This is a genomic window from Pseudonocardia sp. ICBG601 (assembly GCF_020496245.1).
The window spans coordinates 137,221-151,607 of the sequence record NZ_JAHLJA010000148.1 but is presented as its reverse complement, the minus strand read 5'-3'; the positions used below and the strand labels follow the sequence as shown (position 1 = coordinate 151,607).

The following is a 14,387-nucleotide window of genomic DNA, read 5'->3' as shown; positions in this document are numbered from 1 at the left end:
ATTCATGGATAGCTAAGGTTTGCCTTACTGAAAGGAGGTGGGCCGTGCTGATCCGATCGACCGTCCTGGTCGTGGCAGGGGTACTCGTGCTCGCGGGGTGCGGGGCCGGTGACTCCGGTGCACCCGTCCGGGGCGCGGCCGCGGACGCCGCATTCCCGGTGACGGTGGTGCACGGGCAGGGCGAGGCCGTCGTGCCCGCCGCGCCACGGCGCGTCGTCGTGCTGGGGGCGGGCGATGCGCAGATCGCGAGTGCGCTGGGTGCCCCGGTCGTCGGCGCGGTGCGCAACCCCGCGTCGCCGGACGGGTCGTGGCGCGGGGTCGACCCGCCGCTGCCGGCCGCGGTGTCCACGCTGGACTCCCTGGAGCCGGACCTGGAGGCCGTCGCCGCACTGCGGCCGGACCTGATCCTGATGACGACCGCCCAGCCGACGTTCGCCGCGGCCTACCCGCGGATCGCGGCCATCGCGCCGACCGTGTCCTACCGGACGGCGCTGCTGCAGGACCCGGGGGAGGACCTGACCCGGATGATCGGCGCCGCGCTCGGCCGTCCGGAGGCGGCGGCGGAGCTGATCGCACGCTCGGACGCGCAGCTGGCGCGGTTCCGGGCCGAGCTGCCCGCCGGGCGCAGCTACGTCTTCGGGCAGTACGTCGGCGGGACCGCCTACCTGGTGACGGCCGCGGACGGACCCTCGGTGCGGTTCTTCGACCGCATCGGACTGCGGCTCCCACCCGCGGTCGCCGCGCTGCCGCCGTGGCAGGCCGGCATCTCCCAGCTGCCCGACGAGCAGCTCGGCCTGCTCGACGCCGCCGACGTCGCGCTGGTCGGCGTCCCGACCGGGGCCGACGGCGCCGCGCTCACCGCGCGACCACTGGTCGCCCGCGGACCGCTCGTCCGCGAGGGCCGGTTGCACCTGGTGTCCACCGATGTGGCCGCCCTGTTGATGACGCCGAACCCGGCCTCCACCCCCGCCCTGATCGAGACCCTGCGTCCGCTGCTGGAGGCATCGTGACCACCCTGACCGACCAGGTCGCCGCGCCGGCGGCCGCTCCGCCCGATCCGCCGTCCGGCCCCCGGGCCGAGGCGTCGGCGCTGTCCGAGCTGCTGCGCCCGGTCGTCGGCCGGATCCGGGTCGCGCAGGTGCTGGCCGCGGTCGGCGCCGTCGCCGGGCTGGTCCCGTTCGTCGCGCTGGCCGGGCTCGCCGACGCGCTGCTCGCACCCGGTCCGGTGGACCGCGGGGCGGTCACCGGGGCGGTGTGGCTGATCGTCGTCGGGCTGGGGGCCCGCGGCGGGATCACCGGGCTGGCCCTGGCGATCACCCACTTCGCCGACGTCCGGCTGCAGGCGGTGCTGCGCCGCCGGATGACCGCCCACCTGGGACGGGTGCCGCTGGGCTGGTTCTCCGAGCGCACCTCGGGGGTGGTGCGCAAGGCCGCCCAGGACGACGTGCACGACCTGCACCAGGTCGTCGCCCACCATCCCGTCGAGTGGGTCGCGGCCTGGGTGCTGCCGCTCGCCGGCGTCGGCTACCTGGCCTGGCTGGACTGGCGGCTGGCGCTGCTCGCGCTGGCCACGGTGCCGTTCTACGCCGCGGCCTACGCCTGGATGATGCGTGGCTACGCCACCAAGGTCGAGCAGATGAACGCCGGGAACGCCCGGATCAGCTCAGCGGTCGTCGAGTTCGTGTCCGGCATCGCGGTGGTCAAGACCTTCGGCCAGGCGCGGCGTGCGCACCGCGGCTACGCCGACGCCGCCCGCGACTTCGGCCGCTTCTACGCCGAGTGGGTCGGCCCGATGCTGCGGCTCGAGGCCCTCTCCACGATGGCGATCTCCGCACCCGTCGTGCTGCTCGTGTCGTGTGCGGGAGTGCTGTGGTTCGTCGACGCGGGCTGGGTCACCCCGGTCGAGGCGATGACCGGGATCCTGGTCTCGCTGGTCGTCCCGACGACGATCACCGCCCTCGGCTTCGGCGCCGCCAACCGGCGCACCGCCGCCGCGGCCGCGCTGCGCATCCACGACCTGCTCGCCACCCCGGTGCTGCCGGTCCCCGCCGCACCGCGCGTCCCGGACGGGCACCGCGTCGAGCTCGACGGCGTCCGGTTCGCCTACCCCGGCGGCCCGGAGGTCCTGCGCGGGATCGACCTCGACGCCCCGGAGGGGACGGTGACCGCGCTGGTCGGGCCGTCCGGTGCGGGCAAGTCCACACTGGCCACGCTCGTCGCCCGGTTCCACGACGTCACCGCGGGTGCGGTGCGGATCGGCGGCGTCGACGTCCGGGAGATCGCGCCCGAGGTGCTGTACCGCCACGTCGGCTTCGTCCTGCAGGACGTGCAGCTGGTGCACGGCACGGTCGCCGACAACGTCCGGCTCGGCAGGCCCGACGCGACGGAGGACGAGCTGCACGCCGCCTGCCGGGCCGCGCGGATCCACGACCGGGTCCTCGCGCTGCCCCGCGGCTACGACTCCGTGGTCGGGCAGGACGCGCTGCTGTCCGGGGGCGAGGCGCAGCGGGTGTCCATCGCCCGCGCGCTGCTCGCCGACACCCCGGTGCTGGTGCTCGACGAGGCGACCGCCTTCGCCGACCCCGAGTCCGAGGCCGAGATCCAGGACGCGCTGTCCGGGCTCGCCCGCGGGCGGACGGTGATCGTCGTCGCGCACCGGCTCTCGACGATCGCCGGCGCCGACCGGATCGCCGTGGTCGACGGCGGGGTCGTGTGCGAGTCGGGCGCGCACGACGCGCTGCTGGCCCGAGACGGCCGTTACGCCGCGATGTGGGCCGCCCACCGGGCGGGGGAGGAGCTCTCGTGATCACCGACCTGCTGCTGATCCTCGGTCCCGCCCACCGGCGGCGGCTGTTCGGCTACCTCGCGTCGGTGACCGCGTTCGGGGTGGTCCAGGGCGTCGCGACGGTCCTGCTGGTGCCGTTCCTGGAGGCGCTGCTCGCCGGGGACACCGCGGCCGCGCTCGTCTGGACCGGGGCGCTGCTGGTGGCCGTCGTGGCGGCCTGCGTGCTCTACCACGTCCAGGCCATGGCGGGGTTCGGCGTCGCGCTGGTGGTGCTGACGACACTGCACGAACGGCTCGGCGACCACGTGTCCGCGCTGCCGCTGGGCTGGTTCTCCGCCGAGCGGGTCGGCAGGCTGTCCCGGATCACGACCGGCGGGACGATGACCGTCGCCGGACTGTTCGCGCACCTGCTCACGCCGCTGGTCGTCGCGGTCGTGACCCCGGCGACGATCGTGCTGGCGATGCTGCTGTTCGACCCGCTGCTCGCGCTCGCGGCGCTGGTCTGCGTGCCGGTGCTGTGGCTGGCGTTCCGGGCGTCGGCGTCCTGGGTGGGGCGCGGTGACGCCCTCGACGACGCGGCCGCGGTCGAGGCGGGCAACCGGGTCGTCGAGTTCGCACGCACCCAGCGGGTGCTGCGGGCCTTCGGCCGCGGCGCCGCCGGGCACCGGCCGCTGGAGGACGCGATCGACGCCCAGCAGCGGGCCGGCCGCCGGTCGGTGTGGCTGGCGACGGCGGGCATCGTCGCGGGCGGGTTCGCGGTGCAGGTCGCGTTCAGCGCGCTGATCCTCACCGGCACCCACCTCGTGCTCGGCGGCTCGCTCGACCCGGTCCGGATGGTCGCGCTGCTCGCGCTGGCCGCCCGGTTCACCGGCCCGCTGGCCGAGGTCGGCGACTACGCGGGCGTCGTCCGGATCGCCCGCAACGACCTGGGCCGGCTGGTCGCGGTGCTGCGCGAGGAGCCGCTGCCCGAGCCGCGGTGGTCGGCGCAGCGGCACGAGCGGGGCGCCGTCGAGCTGGACGGGGTCGGCTTCGGCTACGACCCGTCGACGCCGGTGCTGCGCGAGGTCACGCTGCGGGTCGCGCCGCGCGAGACGGTCGCCCTGGTCGGGGCGTCCGGCTCGGGCAAGACCACCGTGACCCGGCTGGTCGCACGGTTCTGGGACGTCGGCTCCGGCACCGTCCGGGTCGGCGGCGCGGACGTGCGCGACCAGACCACCGAGGACCTGATGGCCCAGCTCGCGCTGGTCTTCCAGGACGTCTACCTGTTCGACGGGACCCTGGAGGACAACGTCCGCCTCGGTCGCCCGGACGCCTCCGCCGCCGACGTCGCGGAGGCGGCCCGGCTGGCCGGGGTGACCGAGATCGTCGAACGGCTCCCGGACGGCTGGGCCACCCGGGTCGGCGAGGGCGGCACCTCGCTGTCGGGCGGGGAGCGCCAGCGGGTGTCGGTCGCCCGCGCCCTGCTCAAGGACGCCGACATCGTGCTGCTCGACGAGGCCACCGCCGCGCTCGACCCGGAGAACGAGCGGTTCTTCACGGAGTCGATGCGGGTCCTGGCCCGGCGCAGCACCGTGCTGGTGATCGCGCACCGGCTGCCGACGGTCGTCGCGGCGGACCGGATCGTCGTGCTGCACGACGGTGGGATCGCCGAGGCCGGGACGCACGCCGAGCTGCTGGAGCGCGGCGGCCGCTACGCCGCCTTCTGGGAGTCCCGCCGCCGCGCCCGCGGCTGGCGGCTGATCGGATCGGAGACCCCGTGAGCCAGGACCTGCCCTCGTACGCGCTCTGCCGGGTGGTCGGCGTCGAACCGCTGACCCCGCGGATGCGCCGGATCACCCTCGCCTCCGACGACCTGCTCGGCGCCCGGCCGGTCGCACCCGACCAGCAGGTGAAGATCTTCCTGGCCCGCGACGGCGGCGTGCCGGAGATCCCGGCCGCGCCGGAGGACGGCAGCGGCGTCGCGGGCTGGTACGTCCGCTACCTGGCCGTGCCGGAGGAGCGACGGCCGTGGATGCGGTCCTACACGGTGCGGGCGCTGGACCCCGACGCCGGCCGGATGGTGGTCGACTTCGTCCTGCACGGCGACGGCGAGCCCGGCGGCGGGCACGCCGGCCCGGCGAGCCGCTGGGCCGCCCGCGCCGCGATCGGCGACGTCGTCGGGGTGCTGGGGCCGGCCGTCGCCGGGTACCGCAGCCCGGACGGCGAGCCGGTCCGGCTGCTCGTCGGGGACGAGACCGCGCTGCCCGCGATCGCCGCGATCGTCGAGCAGCTGCCGCCGGGGACCCGGGCGGTCGCGGTGGTCGAGGTGGACGGCCCGGCCGAGGAGCAGGAGCTGCCCGGGGTCGACGTGCACTGGGTGCACCGCGGCGGCGGCTCGCTGCCCGACGCGGTGCGCGCGGTCGAGCTGCCCGAGGGGTCGGTGTTCGCCTGGGTCGCCGGGGAGGCGTCGGCGGTGCGGGCGGTCCGCCGGCACCTGGTCGGCGAGCGGGGGCTGGACAGGCGGCGGGTCGCCTTCACCGGGTACTGGCGTCGCGACCTCACCCAGGACGACGCCCCCACCGAGCAGGACATGGCCGACGCGGCCGAGCAGCTGCCCGCACCGGACGGTGCCGCCGCCGGGTGAGCGAGGACCCCGGGCCGGTCGGCGCGGGCGGCCCTCAGGCCTCCGCCGCCGGTTCGGGGGCACCGGTGGCGGACCACCGCTGCTCGACCCGTCCGAAGCGCCACACCGCGATCGCGACCAGCCACGCGACGACGAACAGGCCGACGATGCCGTAGCCGGCGTCGTCGAGCGTGACGTCGGCGATCGCGACGAGCGGCCCGGAGGTGGTGCCGGTCTCCTGGACGAGCACCCCGACGAGCTCGATGGTGCCGATGACCAGCGCGACCGCGACGGAGAGCCCGGTGATCGTGATGTTGTAGTAGACCTTGCGCACCGGCCGGGCGAAGGCCCAGCCGTAGGCGACGTTCATGAACACCCCGTCCACGGTGTCGAGCAGGCTCATCCCGGCGGCGAACAGGACCGGCAGGACGAGGACCGCGTAGAACGGCAGCGCGAACGCCGCGGCGCCCCCCGCGAGGACGAGCAGCGTCACCTCGGTCGCGGTGTCGAAGCCGAGGCCGAACAGGAAGCCGATCGGGTAGATGTGCCACGGCCGGCGCACCGTGCGGGTCAGGCCGCCGAGGAAGCGGTTCATGACGCCGCGCTTCGCGAGGTGCTCCTCGAGCTCGGCCTCGTCGTACTCCCCGCGGCGCATCCGGCGGAACACCCCGACGATCCCGACGAGCACGCCCAGGTTGACCAGGCCGATGATCCACAGGAACACGCCGGAGACCGAGGACCCGACGACGCCGGTCACGGCGTGCAGCACCGAGCTGTCGTCGCCGACCTGCCCCGCCAGCGCCCGTACGCCCACGCCCAGCAGGAACGTCAGACCGAACACGACGGTCGAGTGCCCGAGGGAGAACCAGAACCCGACCGACAGAGGCTTGCGGCCGCCGTCGGCGAGCAGCTTGCGGGTGGTGTTGTCGATGGCGGCGATGTGGTCGGCGTCGAAGGCGTGCCGCAGCCCGAGGGTGTAGGCGAGCACCCCGATCCCGATGCCGAACACCCCGGTGGCCCCGAGGCTGTAGTGCGCCGGGGCGACGAGGAACACGAGCACCCCGAACCCGGCGAGGTGCAGCAGCGCGACGAACGCGGCCATCCCGGCCAGGGAGCGGCGGTCGTGCCGGTCGAGATCGGCCCGGAAGCGGCGGGCGGGGGCGGAGCGGGGGGCGGACATCGGGGGCTCTCCTGGGCTCGGCGGCCGGCCGGAGCGGTCGGCGTCGTGACCCCGTGACGGTGCGCCGTCCACCCCGCGTTGTCATGGCTGTTGCCCGGGAATGGCGACAGAGGTCCGCGTCTGTCGGGTTGATCCCTCCCCGAAAGGTCAGGTCCGCGGGCCGGGCCGGTCACCCGGCCCGGCCCACCCCCTCAGTCCCAGTCCAGCGACCCACCCGTCCGGTACTCGGTCACCCGCGTCTCGAAGAAGTTCTTCTCCTTGCGCAGGTCCATGGCCTCGCTCATCCACGGGAACGGGTTCTCCGGCTCCCCGAACAGCGGGGCGAGCCCGATCTGCTCGGCGCGCCGGTCGGTGATGAACCGCAGATAGCGCTCGCAGGACTCGGCGGTCAGCCCGAGCATCCCGCGGGGCATGGTGTCGCGGGCGTAGGCGACCTCCAGCTCGCACGCCTCGTGCAGCATCGTCCGGATCTCGGCGGCGAACTCGGCCGTCCAGAGGTGCGGGTTCTCGATCTTGATCTGGTTGATGCAGTCGATGCCGAAGTTCAGGTGGATCGACTCGTCGCGCAGGATGTACTGGTACTGCTCGGCGATGCCCACCATCTTGTTGCGCCGGCCGAGCGAGAGGATCTGCGCGAACCCGGTGTAGAACCACATGCCCTCGAAGACCACGTAGAACGCGACGAGGTCACGCAGGAACGCGCGGTCGTTCTCCGGGGTGCCGGTCCGGAAGTCCGGGTCGGACAGGGCCCGGGTGTAGCGCAGCGCCCAGGCGTCCTTCTCGGTGATCGAGGGGACCTCGCGGTACGCGTTGAACAGCGCCCCCTCGTCGAGCCCGAGCGACTCGCACACGTACTGGAACGTGTGGGTGTGCACGGCCTCCTCGAACGACTGCCGCAGCAGGTACTGGCGGCACTCGGGGTTGGTGAGGTGGCGGTACACCGCGAGCACGATGTTGTTCGCGACCAGCGACTCCGCGGTGGCGAAGAACCCGAGGTTGCGGGTGAGCATGAGGCGCTCGTCGTCGGTGAGCCCGCCGGGGGAGCGCCACAGCGCGATGTCGGCCTGCATGGCGACCTCGGTCGGCATCCAGTGGTTGGCGCAGCCGGCCAGGTACTTCTCCCAGGCCCAGGTGTACTTCAGCGGCAGGAGCTGGTTGACGTCGGCGCGCGCGTTGATCATGCGCTTGTCGTCGGCGTCGATCGGGGCGGCGCCGCGGGCGATCTCGCCCAGGCCGCTGGCGTTCTCGGTGCTTCCGGTGGGCTGCAGAGTGGTCACTGGCAGGCCTCGCAGTCGGGGTCGTCGATCGAGCAGGCACGGCCCGGATCGAGGTCGGGGGCGGTGGCGGGCACGGCTGTGGCGGGCACGGCGGTGGCCGGGACCGCGGGCACGGTCGCCGCGGGCGACGCGGTGGGGGCGGCGGCCGGGGTGCTCGGCACGCCGGTCAGCCGGCCGTCGGTGCCGGTGAGGGTGGACTTCTCCACCGACGTCGCCGCGCGGGTGCGCAGGTAGTAGGTGGTCTTGAGCCCGGAGCGCCAGGCGAGGCGGTAGAGCTCGTCGAGCGCCCGGCCGCTGGGGGCGGCGAGGTAGAGGTTCAGCGACTGCGCCTGGTCCAGCCACTTCTGCCGGCGCGACGCGGCGGCCACGAGCCAGCGCGGCTCGATCTCGAACGCGGTCGCGTAGAGCTCCTTCAGGTCGGCGGGGACCCGGTCGATCTCGGCCAGCGACCCGTCGAAGTACTTGAGGTCGGCGACCATCACCTCGTCCCACAGCCCGCGGTCCTTGAGGTCGCGGACCAGGTGCGGGTTGATCACCGTGAAGTCGCCGGACATGTTGGACTTCACGTAGAGGTTGAGGTGGATCGGCTCGATCGACTGCCCGACCCCGCAGATGTTCGAGATCGTCGCGGTGGGCGCGATCGCGAGGACGTTGGAGTTGCGCATCCCCTGGGCGACGACCTTCTCCCGCAGCGACGCCCAGTCCAGCGTGGACGACCGGTCGACGTCGAGCTCGCCGTCGCCGCGGGCCGCGGCCAGCAGCTCGACCGAGTCCAGCGGCAGGATCCCGCGGCTCCACAGCGACCCGTCGAAGCTGGCGTAGCGGCCGCGCTCGACCGCCAGGTCCGACGACGCGGTGATCGCGTGGAAGGACAGCGCCTCCGCGCTGCGGTCGGCGAACTGCACCGCCGCGTCGCTGCCGGGCGCGATGCGCTGGGTGAACAGCGCGTCGGAGAAGCCCATGAGGCCCAGGCCGACCGGGCGGTGACGCAGGTTGGACCGGCGGGCCTCGGGGATCGTGTAGAAGTTGATGTCCACGACGTTGTCGAGCATCCGCACCGCGGTGGTCACCGTGCGGCGCAGCTTGTCGGCGTCGAGCCCGTCCGCGGTGACGTGCGCGGCGAGGTTCACCGAGCCCAGGTTGCAGACCGCGACCTCGCCCTCGTCGCCGGCACGGGTGTTGAGGGTGATCTCGGTGCACAGGTTCGACGAGTGCACCACGCCCGCGTGCTGCTGCGGGCTGCGCAGGTTGCACGGGTCCTTGAACGTGATCCACGGGTGCCCGGTCTCGAACAGCATGGTCAGCATCCGCCGCCACAGCTCGACCGCGCGCACCGTGCGGTGCACCCGGACCTCACCGCGGGCCGCGGCCGCCTCGTAGGCGCGGTAGCGCTCGGCGAACGCGGTGCCGTAGAGGTCGTGCAGGTCGGGGACCTCGTCCGGGGAGAACAGGGTCCATTCGGCGTCGGCCTGCACGCGGCGCAGGAACTCGTCGGGCACCCAGTTCGCGGTGTTCATGTCGTGGGTGCGGCGGCGGTCGTCGCCGGTGTTCTTGCGCAGGTCGAGGAACTCCTCGATGTCGACGTGCCACGTCTCCAGGTAGGCGCACGCGGCGCCCTTGCGCTTGCCGCCCTGGTTCACCGCGACGGCGGTGTCCCCGGCGATCTTGAGGAACGGCACCACGCCCTGGGAGACGCCGTTCGTGCCCCGGATGTGCGCGCCGAGCCCCCGGACCGGGGTCCAGTCGTTGCCCAGCCCGCCGGAGTACTTCGCCAGCAGCGCGTTGTTGCGGTAGCCGCCGAAGATCGACTCCAGGTCGTCGTCGACGGTGGTGAGGAAGCACGACGACAGCTGCGGGCGGGTGGTGCCCGAGTTGAACAGCGTCGGGGTCGAGGCCATGAAGTCGAAGCTCGACAGCAGCTCGTAGAACTCGACCGCCCGCGCCTCGCGGTCGACCTCGCGGACCGCCAGTCCCATCGCGACCCGCAGGAAGAACGCCTGCGGCAGCTCGAAGCGCACGCCGCGCTCGTGCAGGAAGTAGCGGTCGTAGAGGGTCTGCAGGCCGAGGAACCCGATCTGCAGGTCGCGCTCGGGGCGGATCGCGGCGGTGACCCGCTCCAGGTCGAAGGTCGCCAGCTCCGGGTCGACCAGGCCGACCGCGATCGCGTGCCGCAGGTAGTCGCGGAAGTAGGAGGCGTAGGCCGCGCCCATCTCCGCGTGGTCCGGGGTGGACGGTGTGCCGGCCAGGTGCGACACGGCCTCGGCGCGCAGCCGGTCCAGCAGCAGCCGCGAGGCCACCAGCGAGTACGCGGGCTCGCGCTCGACCAGGGTGCGGGCGGCCAGGACGAGTGCCTGGGCCAGCTCGTCGGCGGTGATGCCGTCGTAGACGGTGCGGTCCAGCTCGGCGAGCACCGGCTCCGGGGTCACGTCCTCGACGCCGGCGCAGGCCTCGTCGAGCACCGCGGCGACCCGGGCGCGGTCCAGCGGGGCCCGGCTGCCGTCCGGGTGGGTGACGTGCACGACCGGGGCGTCCGCGGCGGTGTCCCCGCCGTCGTGCGCGCGGGCCTGGGCCTGCTGCTCGCGGTAGAGCACGTAGGAGCGGGCGACCCGGTGGTGCCCGCCGCGCATCAGGGCGAGCTCGACCTGGTCCTGGATCTGCTCGACGTGCACCGCGTGCGCGGGGTGGCGGGCCAGTGCCGCGACGACCTGGTCGGTCAGCCCGGCGACGAGGTGGTGCAGCCGCGACGACGACGCGCCGGCGTCCCCCTCGACGGCGAGGAAGGCCTTGGTCATCGCCACCGAGATCTTGGTGGCGTCGAAACCGGTCTCCGACCCGTCGCGCCGGATGACGCGCAGGGCCGGGGGTGCTGTTGCCGGTGCAGCGGTGGAAGCCGTCACGGGCTCTCTCCTCGCGAGTCGCCGTCGTCCCCGGGGGGCGGAGCGGTGCGAGGAGGCGGTGGGACCGAACGACCGCGATGGCCCACCACACCCTGGCGCCGTCCCACGAGGCCCCGGAGCAGCGCGCACCGGTCGGCACGCGCACCGGTGGCAGGTCTTCGGACTCACGGGCGCACTGCTCAGACCTACTGGCCGTCGCTTCCCGGGAGGAGCTCCCAGTGCTGTTGACGGCGGTCGTTCCCGTTCACCGCTGCGGGGCAGTCCCGGATTCCCACCGGGTTCCCTCTTGCCTCACCGGCCCGTGCGGACCGGTGAACCACCAGCGCCCCGGACACTACATCTGGGGTCCGGACGCGATCGACCCCCCTATCGGTTCCGGTTTCGACGACCGTTGAGTCACGCACGGTGAACGTCGCCGGTCACGGGCCCGGCGGTCCCTTCCGTTCGGCGGGTCCGCGCGGATACCGTCGGCCGCACTGTTGCCACCGCTGTGCAGGAGAGTGCGATGACCACCGGAACGGACCTCGACGCCGAGCACTGGCTGCGCCGGTGGGACGCCCAGCAGGAGCGCTACATCCCCGACCGCGAGGAACTGTTCGCGCTGGCGCTCGACGTCGTCGACCGGCTCGCCGGCACCCCCGCCCGGCTGCTCGACCTCGCCTGCGGGCCCGGGTCGTTCGCGGCCCGCGCGGCGGCGCGCTGGACCGGTGCCGAGGTGGTCGGCGTCGACGTCGACCCGGTCATGCTGGAGCTGGCCCGGCGGACCACCGGCGAGCGCGTCCACTGGGTCGACGCCGACCTCTCGCGTCCCGGGTGGACCGACGCCGTCGGCGGCGGGCCGTTCGACGCGGCCGTCTCGGCCACCGCCCTGCACTGGCTGCCCGAGCCCGCGCTCCCCGGGCTCGCGCAGCGCCTCGCGTCCGTGCTGCGCCCCGGCGGGGTGTTCGTGAACGTCGACACCGTGCTCGCCGACCCGGAGCAGCCGCGCCTGGCCGAGTTGACCCGGGCCCTGCGGGTCGAGCGCACCGACCGGGGACTGGCCACCGGCGAGGACTTCCGGACCTGGTGGGACGCGCTCGCCGACGAGCCGGCCCTGGCCGAGGGGTTCGCCGAGCGGGAGCGCCGCTTCGCCGGCCGGGTCACCGGTGGGTCGTCGCTGCCGGCCTGGGAGCAGGCGCTGTCCGGCGCCGGGTTCGCCGAGGTCGGGACGCTCACCCAGACCTTCGACCGGCGCACCCTGGTCGCGATCCGCTGATCACCCGAGCCGGGCGCGCGCGAAGTTCGCCCAGGCGAACGTGTTCGGCCGGGCCGCCTCCAGTCCGGTGAGCCCGGCCGCCACGCCGACGTTCCAGTCCCGCACACCCCACACCAGGGCGCCCGAGTCGGCGCGCAGCAGACCCAGGATCCGGGCGAACGCGTCGGTGCGCGCGGCGTCGTCGGTGGTGGCGACGGCGGCGTAGTAGAGGCGGTCGATCTCGGGGCTGCGGTAGCCGGTGAAGTCGTAGGTCGGGGTGCTGGTCAGCATCCGGCGTCCGATGTAGTCCGGGATCGGCAGCGAGCCGGTGCTGTTCTGGGAGAACACGCCCTGCTGCCGGATGGCCCGGAAGTAGCCCGACGACGGCAGCGGCCGCGCTGTGACCCGCAGCCCGACCTCGCCGAGCTGGCGCGCGACGAGCGCGGTGGCGGCGTCGAAGGTCGGGTCGGCGCCGCTGGTCTGCAGCTCGATCGCCGCCCCCTGCGCCCCGGCCTCGGTGACGAGCGCGCGGGCCCGCGCGACGTCGCGCGCCACCGGGCCCACCCCCGCCGGGTGGTAGCGCAGCCCCTGGCCGAACATGTCGTCGCCGACCCGGCCGCGCCCGAGCAGCACGACCCGCACGAGCTCCTCGCGGTCGATGCCCAGCCGCACCGCCTCGCGCAGCCGCGGGTCGGAGAACGGTGCCCGGTCCACCCGCATCACCAGGAACTGGCTCGCCGAGGCCGGCGCGGACAGCGCCGAGGCGCGCTGCTCGCCGTCGAGCCGGGCGGCGCCGGTGGGGGTGAGGTCGTGGGCGTAGTGCACCTGGCCGGACAGCAGGGCGCCGATCCGGGCGGCCTCGTCGTCGACGGGCAGGAACTCCAGCTCACGCACGCCGGGCGCGCCGTCCCAGTGGTCCTCCGACGCGGTGTAGACGGTGGACCCGCCCGGGGTGAACGACGCGAGCCGGAACGGCCCCGTCCCGTTCGGACGGTCGAACGACGTCGTCCCGGCCTTGACGATCTCGGTGCCGGGCGCGCCCCAGGCCAGCGGGAACAGCGTGTTCGGCCGGGTCAGCACCAGCTCGACCTGGGTCGGCGACACCGCCCGCGAGGCGGCCGCGTCGAGGTCGCGGAACAGGGTCGCGGCGATCGCGGTGGTCGCCGGGTCGGTGATGCGGGCCAGGGTGGCGAGCACGTCGTCGGCGGTGAGCGGGGAGCCGTCGTGGAAGCGGGCCGCGCGCAGCCGGATCCGCCACCGCCGCCCGGTCGCGTCGCTCTCCCAGGACTCGGCCAGCCGCGGCTCGGGGGTCATGTCCTGCGACCACCCGGTGAGGGTGTCGAAGCACGCCTTGGCCCGGGCCTGGTCGACGTAGAGCGGCAGGACGTGCGGGTCCAGCGACTCGCGCGAGCCACCGGTCGCGAAGGCGACCCGCAGCCGCTCCTCGCCCGTCCCGCCGCCGGAGCAGCCGGTGAGGGCGAGCGCGGCGACGCCGAGCGCGCCGGTCAGCACCCGGCGCCGGGACAGCTCGGGCGGGGTCATCCGGCGGCCCGCCCGGTGTCCGAGGCGCGCAGGCCGGGGGCGAACACGTGCCCGTCGAGGACGGCCGGGCGCGGCGCCGTACCCGGCCCGCCCGCGCGGACCCAGTCGGCGACGGCGTCGGTCGTCGCCGCGTCCAGGACCGCACGCAGCCACACGGGCCGCGCACCGGCCCGTCGCGCGGCCGGGGTGGGTCCGACCACGACGACGTCGGAGTCGGCACACGGGCCCAGGCACTCGCTGGTCCGCAGCCGCGCGTGGCCCTCGGTGCCCCGGGTGAGCCGGTCGAGCAGCCTGTCGTGGTGGGGCCGGTCCAGGCCCGGGTGCTTGCGACCGGAGCCGCAGCAGCACCCCCGGCAGACGGTGACGGCGGACAGCGCAGACATGATCCGACCCTACGTGACGTATGACGGGTTGTTCAGACGTAGAGGTCGACGATCAGGTGAGTGCGGCCACCGCCACGCGGGAACCCTCCGGTCCCACACCCCGGACACCAGGAGATCCCCATGAGCCACCACGTCCTCGAGGCCGCCGGCGTCGCCACCCCGGCCACCGTCGTCGAGAAGCTGCACGACGCCGCCCGCGCGAGCACCGCCTGTGCCTCGGCCATGGTCGCCTCCGGCGGCATGGAGACCGAGGTGCTCCTCGCCCTCGACGCCGCCGACCTCTGTACCGCGGCCGCGAGCGTGCTCGGCCGCCGGACCGGGGACAAGGCGGTCGGCGAGGCCGCCGCGTCGGCCGCCGCGCTCGCCTGCGAGGCCAGCTCGGCCGCCTGCGGCGCGCACGCCGACCACCACGAGCACTGCCGGCTGCACGCCGAGATCACCCGGGAGACCGCGCAGCTGCTGCGCGAGCACGCGGGCGCCTGAGCGG

At 74.5% G+C, this 14,387-nt stretch carries 11 protein-coding genes and 1 riboswitch; of the genes, 6 read left to right on the top strand and 5 right to left on the bottom strand.

Going from position 1 to position 14,387, the window contains the following annotated elements; all coding sequences use genetic code 11:
* Positions 1 to 44 precede the first annotated feature (44 nt).
* From KPL57_RS29765 to KPL57_RS29750, 4 genes are read left to right on the top strand one after another with little or no spacing between them, the layout of a single operon-like run.
* A complete protein-coding gene (locus KPL57_RS29765; protein WP_226354003.1) occupies positions 45 to 1,010 on the top strand; it encodes an ABC transporter substrate-binding protein in 966 nt (321 codons plus the stop codon).
* Entirely contained in the window at positions 1,007 to 2,806 is a 1,800-nt protein-coding gene (locus KPL57_RS29760; protein WP_226354002.1) for an ABC transporter ATP-binding protein, read from the top strand. Before KPL57_RS29765 ends, KPL57_RS29760 begins: the two co-directional genes overlap by 4 nt.
* Positions 2,803 to 4,545 carry an ABC transporter ATP-binding protein gene (locus KPL57_RS29755; protein WP_226354001.1) on the top strand — a complete coding sequence of 581 codons (1,743 nt, stop codon included), beginning with the start codon at positions 2,803 to 2,805 and terminating at the stop codon, positions 4,543 to 4,545. The genes KPL57_RS29760 and KPL57_RS29755 overlap by 4 nt, the downstream gene beginning before the upstream one ends.
* Complete coding sequence (locus KPL57_RS29750) at positions 4,542 to 5,408, top strand: siderophore-interacting protein (protein WP_226354000.1); 867 nt, start codon at positions 4,542 to 4,544, stop codon at positions 5,406 to 5,408. The genes KPL57_RS29755 and KPL57_RS29750 overlap by 4 nt, the downstream gene beginning before the upstream one ends.
* 34 nt (positions 5,409 to 5,442) lie before the next feature.
* Here KPL57_RS29750 and KPL57_RS29745 read toward each other — a convergent pair whose 3' ends face one another.
* The 3 genes from KPL57_RS29745 to KPL57_RS29735 all read right to left on the bottom strand — a co-directional run bounded on the left by KPL57_RS29745 (position 5,443) and on the right by KPL57_RS29735 (position 10,741).
* Positions 5,443 to 6,567, bottom strand: coding sequence for a HoxN/HupN/NixA family nickel/cobalt transporter (locus KPL57_RS29745; protein ID WP_374203813.1), 1,125 nt, complete (start codon positions 6,565 to 6,567; stop codon positions 5,443 to 5,445).
* Between the two features lie 191 nt (positions 6,568 to 6,758).
* Complete coding sequence (locus KPL57_RS29740; RefSeq protein WP_226356586.1) at positions 6,759 to 7,835, bottom strand: ribonucleotide-diphosphate reductase subunit beta; 1,077 nt, start codon at positions 7,833 to 7,835, stop codon at positions 6,759 to 6,761.
* A 5-nt stretch (positions 7,836 to 7,840) separates the two neighbouring features.
* Entirely contained in the window at positions 7,841 to 10,741 is a 2,901-nt protein-coding gene (locus KPL57_RS29735) for a ribonucleoside-diphosphate reductase subunit alpha (RefSeq protein ID WP_226353999.1), read from the bottom strand.
* Positions 10,742 to 10,872: 131 nt separating this feature from the next.
* A riboswitch (cobalamin riboswitch) is annotated at positions 10,873 to 11,077 on the bottom strand.
* A 169-nt stretch (positions 11,078 to 11,246) separates the two neighbouring features.
* On the opposite strand from KPL57_RS29735, the gene KPL57_RS29730 reads away from it, so the two are divergent.
* Entirely contained in the window at positions 11,247 to 11,996 is a 750-nt protein-coding gene (locus tag KPL57_RS29730; protein ID WP_226353998.1) for a trans-aconitate 2-methyltransferase, read from the top strand.
* Here KPL57_RS29730 and KPL57_RS29725 read toward each other — a convergent pair whose 3' ends face one another.
* Both KPL57_RS29725 and KPL57_RS29720 read right to left on the bottom strand, forming a co-directional pair.
* Positions 11,997 to 13,517 carry an ABC transporter substrate-binding protein gene (locus tag KPL57_RS29725; protein WP_226353997.1) on the bottom strand — a complete coding sequence of 507 codons (1,521 nt, stop codon included), beginning with the start codon at positions 13,515 to 13,517 and terminating at the stop codon, positions 11,997 to 11,999. It lies immediately after the preceding gene.
* Complete coding sequence (locus tag KPL57_RS29720) at positions 13,514 to 13,900, bottom strand: hypothetical protein (RefSeq protein ID WP_226353996.1); 387 nt, start codon at positions 13,898 to 13,900, stop codon at positions 13,514 to 13,516. The genes KPL57_RS29725 and KPL57_RS29720 overlap by 4 nt, the downstream gene beginning before the upstream one ends.
* 120 nt (positions 13,901 to 14,020) lie before the next feature.
* Here KPL57_RS29720 and KPL57_RS29715 point away from each other — a divergent pair, with 120 nt between their 5' ends.
* Positions 14,021 to 14,383: a hypothetical protein gene (locus tag KPL57_RS29715; RefSeq protein ID WP_226353995.1), complete on the top strand. Its 363-nt coding sequence runs from the start codon at positions 14,021 to 14,023 to the stop codon at positions 14,381 to 14,383.
* Positions 14,384 to 14,387 lie beyond the last annotated feature (4 nt).

Excerpts from the sequence above, each read along its gene's own strand:
- KPL57_RS29745 (WP_374203813.1), bottom strand. The coding sequence starts at position 6,567 with ATGTCCGCCCCCCGCTCCGCCCCCGCCCGCCGCTTCCGGGCCGATCTC.
- KPL57_RS29730 (WP_226353998.1), top strand. The coding sequence starts at position 11,247 with ATGACCACCGGAACGGACCTCGACGCCGAGCACTGGCTGCGCCGGTGG.
- KPL57_RS29725 (WP_226353997.1), bottom strand. The coding sequence starts at position 13,517 with ATGACCCCGCCCGAGCTGTCCCGGCGCCGGGTGCTGACCGGCGCGCTC.
- KPL57_RS29720 (WP_226353996.1), bottom strand. The coding sequence starts at position 13,900 with ATGTCTGCGCTGTCCGCCGTCACCGTCTGCCGGGGGTGCTGCTGCGGC.
- KPL57_RS29715 (WP_226353995.1), top strand. The coding sequence starts at position 14,021 with ATGAGCCACCACGTCCTCGAGGCCGCCGGCGTCGCCACCCCGGCCACC.